We start from the raw sequence: 6,516 nt of genomic DNA on the forward strand, positions 1-6,516 counted from the left end.
GGGGGCGGCGGCATGAACATCATTTTGTCCAACCACTATGCCGGCACCGGCAAGAGCATGGAGTACCGCCCGTATTTCATGGCCAAGCGCTGGGCGCGGCAGGGGCATCAGGTCACGATCGTTTTGTCCTCTTTTTCGCATCTGCGCGGCGATAATCCCGACCCCAAAGGGCACCCATACTGGGTGGAAATGATCGACGGCATCCGTTATTTCTGGATTGCCGGGCCCGAATACCACGGCAACGGGATGGGACGCATCAAAAATATGCTGTCGTTCATCCGGGGGCTTTCGAACTTTGAAAGCGCCATTACAGAAACCGGCCGGCCCGACGCTGTGATCGCGTCCTCCACCTATCCGCTCGAGATTTATCCGCTGCGCAAAATGGCGGATAAGCACGGCGCGAAGCTGATCTATGAGGTGCACGACCTGTGGCCGCTCAGCCCGATGGAGCTGGGCGGAATCCCCAAATACCACCCGTATATCATGCTGATGCAGGCGGCGGAAAACTACTGCTACAAGCACTGCGACACCATTGTTTCCATTCTGCCGAACGCGCAGGAGCATATGATCGAGCACGGCATGAAGCCGGAAAAATTCGTATGTATCCCGAACGGCATCGTGAAAGAGGACTGGGAAACGGCCGAAGCCGGAACGCCGGTGTACGCGGAAAAACTCAGCCAATACCACGAAGAGGGCTATTTCCTGATCGGCTATACCGGCGCGCACGGCGTTGCCAACGCGCTGGACAGCTACGTGGAGGCCGGAGAGCTGCTGCGGGATAAAAAGATCAAGCTGCTGCTGGTGGGCCAGGGCCCGGAACGCGAGCGGCTCATTCAGAAGATCAACGATCTTGAGCTGAACGACGTCGTCGAGGCTCTGCCCGCCGTAAAGCGTGATGAGGTGCCCGGTCTGCTCGAACAGCTGGACGCTTTGTATGTCGGCCTGCAGCGCCAGCCGTTGTTCCGCTTCGGCGTCAGCCCCAACAAGCTGATGGATTACATGATGGCGGCAAAGCCGGTCATCTTCGCGATTGAAGCGGGCAACGACATGGTGGCCGACGCCAAATGCGGCATTTCGATTCCGCCGGAGGACCCCGCGGAAATCGCGCGCGCGGCGCAGATTCTGGCATCCACGCCGAAAGCGGAGCTGGAAACCATGGGCAAGCATGGACAGGATTATATTTTAAAGCACCATGAATACGACGTGCTTTCGAACCGTTTTCTGGAGGTTCTCGCCCAGGCAAAATAGCATCCGGCTTCTGATCGATTTTGATGGGAAGCTGCGAAAAAAGAGCAAGAGGTTTTGATACCGCTTGCTCTTTCTTTATATTTTAAAAAACACTTGACTGTCCCCCTGGGGGGTGGCTTATGCTTGGATGGAGGTGATTGATATGCTGATTCATGAAGTGAGTCGGACGACAGGCGTGACAAAAAAAGCCATCGAATACTACTGTGAGCAGGGATTGATTTGTCCGGCGATTTTAGAAAACGGATACCGCGACTTCGGTCAAAACGAGGTGGAGCGACTGGGACAGATTTCTGTTCTCAGAAAGCTCGGCATCTCTGGCGAAGAAATCAAAACCGTTCTTTCGGATGAATCCGGCGACGCTCTGCAGCGCCTGTCTGTTCAAAAGGAATTGAGTCTGAAACGGGAACAGGCAAAGAAAACCTTATTAGAACAGCTGAGCAGCGGCAAAAGCTACGCTGAGATCAGCGCCGAATTACAGACCATTGAAACCAGCAAGACCATTACCGAAAAGCTGCTGGAAGCGTTCCCGGGCTATTACGGCAGATTCATCTGCCTGCATTTTGCCCGATTTCTAAACGAGCCGATCAAAACAGAGAAGCAGCAAGCCGCTTACGAAAAGATTCTGGCGTTTCTGGATAATCTGCCGCCGCTCGACCTCCCGGAGGATTTACTGGAGTATTTATCCGAAAGCACCAGACAGATTGGAACCCAGCAGATCAACACAATGATTCAAAGCACTCAAAAATCCATTGAAAACCCGGATGAGTTTCTTTCTGAAAACAAAGAGTTTTTGGAACAGTATCTGGCGTACAAGCAATCGGAGGAATATCAAAACTCCCCCGCATACAAAATGATGGCACTGCTGAAAACGTTTAATAGTACAAGCGGGTATTACGATGTATTTCTCCCCGCTTTAAAAGAACTGAGCAGCTCTTATGCACAGTATTACCGGCAGCTGGAAATCGCAAATGAAACCATACTGTCCCGATATCCTGAGATAGAAAAATGGAACCCGTAATTGTTCAAGAAAGTGCCGCGCCTCTCCTTTCGGAGAAGCGCGGCACTTTCTTTTTGTTTTCAGGTGTTATGCCTATTGTTAAAAGCCCTCAAAGGAATCAAAATCCATGTCCGGGTGCCCGTCGGAGGGTACGGAGAGCTCCTCCTGATCATGCAGCTGAAACTTGCGGATTTCCTGATGCAGGGTTTCCGCCTGGCTCGAAAGCTCGGCACTCGAAGCGGAGCTTTCTTCCGCCGTGGCGGCATTGGTCTGTACCACCGCAGAAATCTGAGAGAGTCCCTCCGAAATCTGGTTGACCGCTTCGGCCTGCTCCTGTGCGGACTGGCCCATTCCGACCACCGCTTCATTCGTCTGGTTGCCCAGCTCGATCACGGTCTGAATGGAACCGGAAACCTCATCCACCGCAGAAGCGCCAAGCTCCACCGCCTGATTTGATTTCGCCAGCAGCTCCGCCGTCTGCTTCACAGCTTCGGCAGATTTCGCCGCAAGGTTGCGAACCTCATCCGCCACCACAGCAAAGCCCTTGCCCGCCGCACCGGCACGGGCCGCTTCAATCGCGGCATTCAGCGCGAGAATGTTCGTCTGGAGTGCAATATCCTCAATCGTGCGGGTGATCCCCATGATGGTTGTGGACGAATGGCTGATCTCTTTCATATGGCCCTCAAGCAGCTCCACACTGCGGCTGATGGACTTGAACTTCTGATTGGACTGTTCATACACAGCCACTGTATTTTCGGCATTCTTAGCATTTTCTCTCGCCGACTCGTCAATGCGGGCAATCATGGAGGAAAGCTCCTCTACGGAGGCTGCCTGCTGGGTAGCACCGGCTGCCAGTGCCTGCGCCGCGCTCGAAACCTGCTCCGCACTGGAATTCACCTGTGCCGCGATTTCGTCGATGGAAGACAGCGTTGTGCAAAGCGAAGAGGAAATATCCAGCAAGGCCTGCTTGACTGGGGCAAACTCACCGGCGTACTCCTGCTGCAGATGAATCCGCATATCGCCTGAGGCCATGGTCTCCAGTGTATCGGTAATCTCTTGAATATAGCCTCTGTAATTAGAGAGCTGGAATACCGTTCGGTTGAACGCATCCCCCAGGCGTCCGATTTCATCCTGACTATGCACCGAAATCTCCACATCCAGATTTCCTTCCGCGATCTGATTAGCGGTTACGGTCAACTTCTTCAGGGGAGCGATCAGCCTTCCGGAAATCAGCACCAGAAGCACTAAGATAACGCCAAGCGCAATCGCAAAAGAAATCAGCAGTACAAAGCGTACATTGTTATACTCCTGGAAATATTCCTTCTCCGGCAGTCCGGTCGCCACCATCCAGCCGGTGTCGCCCACAGCGCAGGTATACCCGTAGCTGACAATGCTGTGAGAGGTATACTGAACGCTCCCGACCTTTTTCTCCTGAAAGTTTTTCGCGATGGACTCGGTCAGATCCGTATCGGAAATGTTTTGATTGAGGTATTCATCTTTGGGGTGAGAAACGATATTTCCGCCGGAGGACACCAGAATATAATATCCCTCCTGCCCGATTTTGAAAGAACGAACATTTTCGCTCAGGCTGGTCAGGGTAAGATCAAGTCCCACAGCGCCAATAATCTCTGACGTTCCCTTTTTATACACGGGTGAGGCGATCGTGACCACCTGCTGCTTTGTATTGATGTCTTCATAGGGCTCTGTGAGCGTGATGCCGTTCTTCTTTTTCATTTCAATAAACCAAGGGCGTTCGGTGGTTGTATAGCTCTTGTTGTTTCCGCCGTTGGTATTGATGCTCTGCTCCGCATCCACGTCCGCGATAAAAATAGACAGAATATTTTTATCTGTTCCACGCATGTTCTGCATGGTCTGATACAGGTTGGCAAATCTTGCGTCATCGCTCATCGTATGACTTTTATTGGAATCCGTCATCATCCGCTGCAGATCCGCATTTTGAGCCAGCCGGCTTGAAATTTGAGTGTACTGCATCAAAAACTCATCCACCTGATAAGCCGCGCCTTCGGATTTGGCCTGCAGCTCATTTTCAGTCAGGTGGGATACAGAATCCCCCACCAGACCGAGCAGAATCCCCCCTATGATTACATAGGAAAGAAGTACCGGTACGCCGATAAAAGCCATCATCCGGGCCCCTAAGCTCCGGAAACCTTTGATCGTTGTATCTTTTGCTATAATTTGATTTTCTCTCTTCATTCGATATTCCCTTTCACCTTTCTTTATCCAAACGGGAGCCTGCAACACAGACAACCCGTTTCAAAAAGCACCAATAACCCAGTAAAATTTTTGAGCTATCTGCTTCCTCCGCTTTGTATATCGGCTGACTGATTGTAAGAATTTAATAAAAAACATGAAAATTTATCATTAAAAATCCCGATAAATGGTTTGATTCTCTGCAAACCCCAGCTTTCATGCCCATTTCCTGTGACGTTTTTCACTCCACGAAAAAGAAAAAGTGCAGAAAAAAGCCGTGCCTCTTTTTTGAGAAGCACGGCTTTTTCCTTTTGGGTTACGAATGATTTTCAGGCGATCCGCCCGTTTTGATAAGCCCTTTCAAAATCAAAATTCGGTTTCCCGCTCCCCGGCGAACTCCGCAGGGAGTTCCTCCTGATCGTGGAGCTGGAACCTGCGGATTTCGCGATGCAGGGTCTCTGCCTGATGAGAAAGCTCTGTGCTCGAAGCGGAGCTTTCTTCCGCTGTGGCGGCGTTGGTCTGCACCACCGCCGAAATCTGAGAGAGTCCCTCCGAAATCTGGTTGACTGCTTCGGCCTGCTCCTTTGCAGACTTGCCCATTCCGATTACCGCCTCATTCGTCTGGTTGCCCAGCTCGATCACGGTCTGGATAGAACCGGAAACCTCATCCACCGCAGATGCCCCAAGCTCTACCGTCTGATTCGATTTTGCCAGCAGCTCCGCCGTCTGCTTTACAGCTTCGGCAGATTTTGCCGCAAGGTTGCGAACCTCGTCCGCCACCACGGCAAAGCCTTTGCCCGCCGCACCGGCCCGGGCCGCCTCGATCGCCGCATTCAGCGCCAGGATATTCGTCTGGAATGCAATGTCCTCGATCGTACGGGTAATCCCCATGATCGTTGCGGACGATCTGCTGATCTCCCTCATGTGGCCCTCAAGCGATTCCACGCTGCTGCTGATGGACTGAAACTGCTGATTCGATTTTTCAAATACGGCCACTGTGTTTTCGGCATTTCTGGCATTCTCTCTGGACGATTCGTCAATACGGGCAATCATGGAGGAAAGCTCCTCTACAGAAGCAGCCTGCTGGGTGGCGCCTGCCGCCAGCGCCTGCGCCGCACTCGAGACCTGTTCTGCGCCCGAGTTTACCTGCGCCGCAATTTCATCGATCAAGGAAAGTGTCTTACTCAGCGAATCCGAAATACCCAGTAGCGCCTGCTTCACGGGAGCAAACTCCCCGACGTACTCATATTCCAGGTGAATGCGCATATCGCCCTTAGACATAGTATCCAGTGCATCGGTAATCTCCTGAATATAACCGCGGTAATCTTTGAGCTGGGCCACCATGCGCCCGAACTCCCGCGCGAGTTGACCGGTTTCGTCCCGTGATTTGACAGATACCGTTACATCCAGATTTCCCTCGGCCACTTCGCTCGCCGCTTTCTCGAGCTGCTTGATCGGCGCTGTGAGACGGCTGGAGATGAGCAGAATCATCAGCAGAACCAGCGCCATCGATACCAGCATCACAATGCCCCAGATCCACACGATCTGATTGTAGTTCGCATAGAATTCTGCGTTTGGCAGGCCGGTTGCGAGCATCCAGCCCGTATCCCCCACCGGGGAAAGATACCCGTGGCTCTGCGTTGTGCCGGAGGTATATTCGATCAAGCCCTCCGTGTGGGCTGTAGTGGCTTGCTTGAAGTTATCGGACAAATCGACATCCGTAAGACTCTTGTTTACATTCTCCTGCACAGGATGGTAAATGACCTGTCCGCCGGCAGAAACCAGGATGTAAAAGCCGGTATTGCCCAGCTTGTAAGCCGCCATGCTCTTGTTCAGGTTATCCAGCACCAGATCGAGACCTACCGCACCGATGATCTCATTGGTGTTCGCCTGAAACACAGGGGTCACGATCGATACCACCTGCTTCTTGGTGGTAAAATCCTCATACGGGTCGGTCATGGTCATACTTCCCCGTTCTTTCATCTGAATAAACCACGGCCGCTCAGAAGTGGGAAAATCTTTGGCGTTTTCCCCCTTAGAATCCACATACTGCTTTGCGT

Annotated in this window: 4 protein-coding genes; 2 read left to right on the plus strand and 2 right to left on the minus strand. The window is 52.3% G+C overall.

What is annotated here, in order from left to right:
* The first annotated feature begins 12 nt into the window (after positions 1-12).
* Both TY09_RS08070 and TY09_RS08075 read left to right on the plus strand, forming a co-directional pair.
* Positions 13-1,248, plus strand: coding sequence for a glycosyltransferase family 4 protein (locus TY09_RS08070; RefSeq protein WP_042432920.1), 1,236 nt, complete (start codon positions 13-15; stop codon positions 1,246-1,248).
* 142 nt (positions 1,249-1,390) lie between these two features.
* Positions 1,391-2,266 (plus strand): MerR family transcriptional regulator, encoded by an 876-nt coding sequence (locus TY09_RS08075; protein ID WP_042432923.1) that lies wholly within the window; start codon positions 1,391-1,393, stop codon positions 2,264-2,266.
* 78 nt (positions 2,267-2,344) lie between these two features.
* Here TY09_RS08075 and TY09_RS08080 read toward each other — a convergent pair whose 3' ends face one another.
* Both TY09_RS08080 and TY09_RS08085 read right to left on the minus strand, forming a co-directional pair.
* Entirely contained in the window at positions 2,345-4,390 is a 2,046-nt protein-coding gene (locus tag TY09_RS08080; protein ID WP_242841461.1) for a methyl-accepting chemotaxis protein, read from the minus strand.
* Between the two features lie 432 nt (positions 4,391-4,822).
* Positions 4,823-6,516, minus strand: a 1,694-nt coding sequence (locus tag TY09_RS08085; protein ID WP_042432928.1) for a methyl-accepting chemotaxis protein, incomplete at its 5' end; no start/stop codon positions are given.

The sequence above is a fragment of the Faecalispora jeddahensis genome (assembly GCF_000577335.1).
In the GTDB taxonomy this organism is placed as follows: Bacteria; Bacillota; Clostridia; order Oscillospirales; family Acutalibacteraceae; genus Faecalispora; species Faecalispora jeddahensis.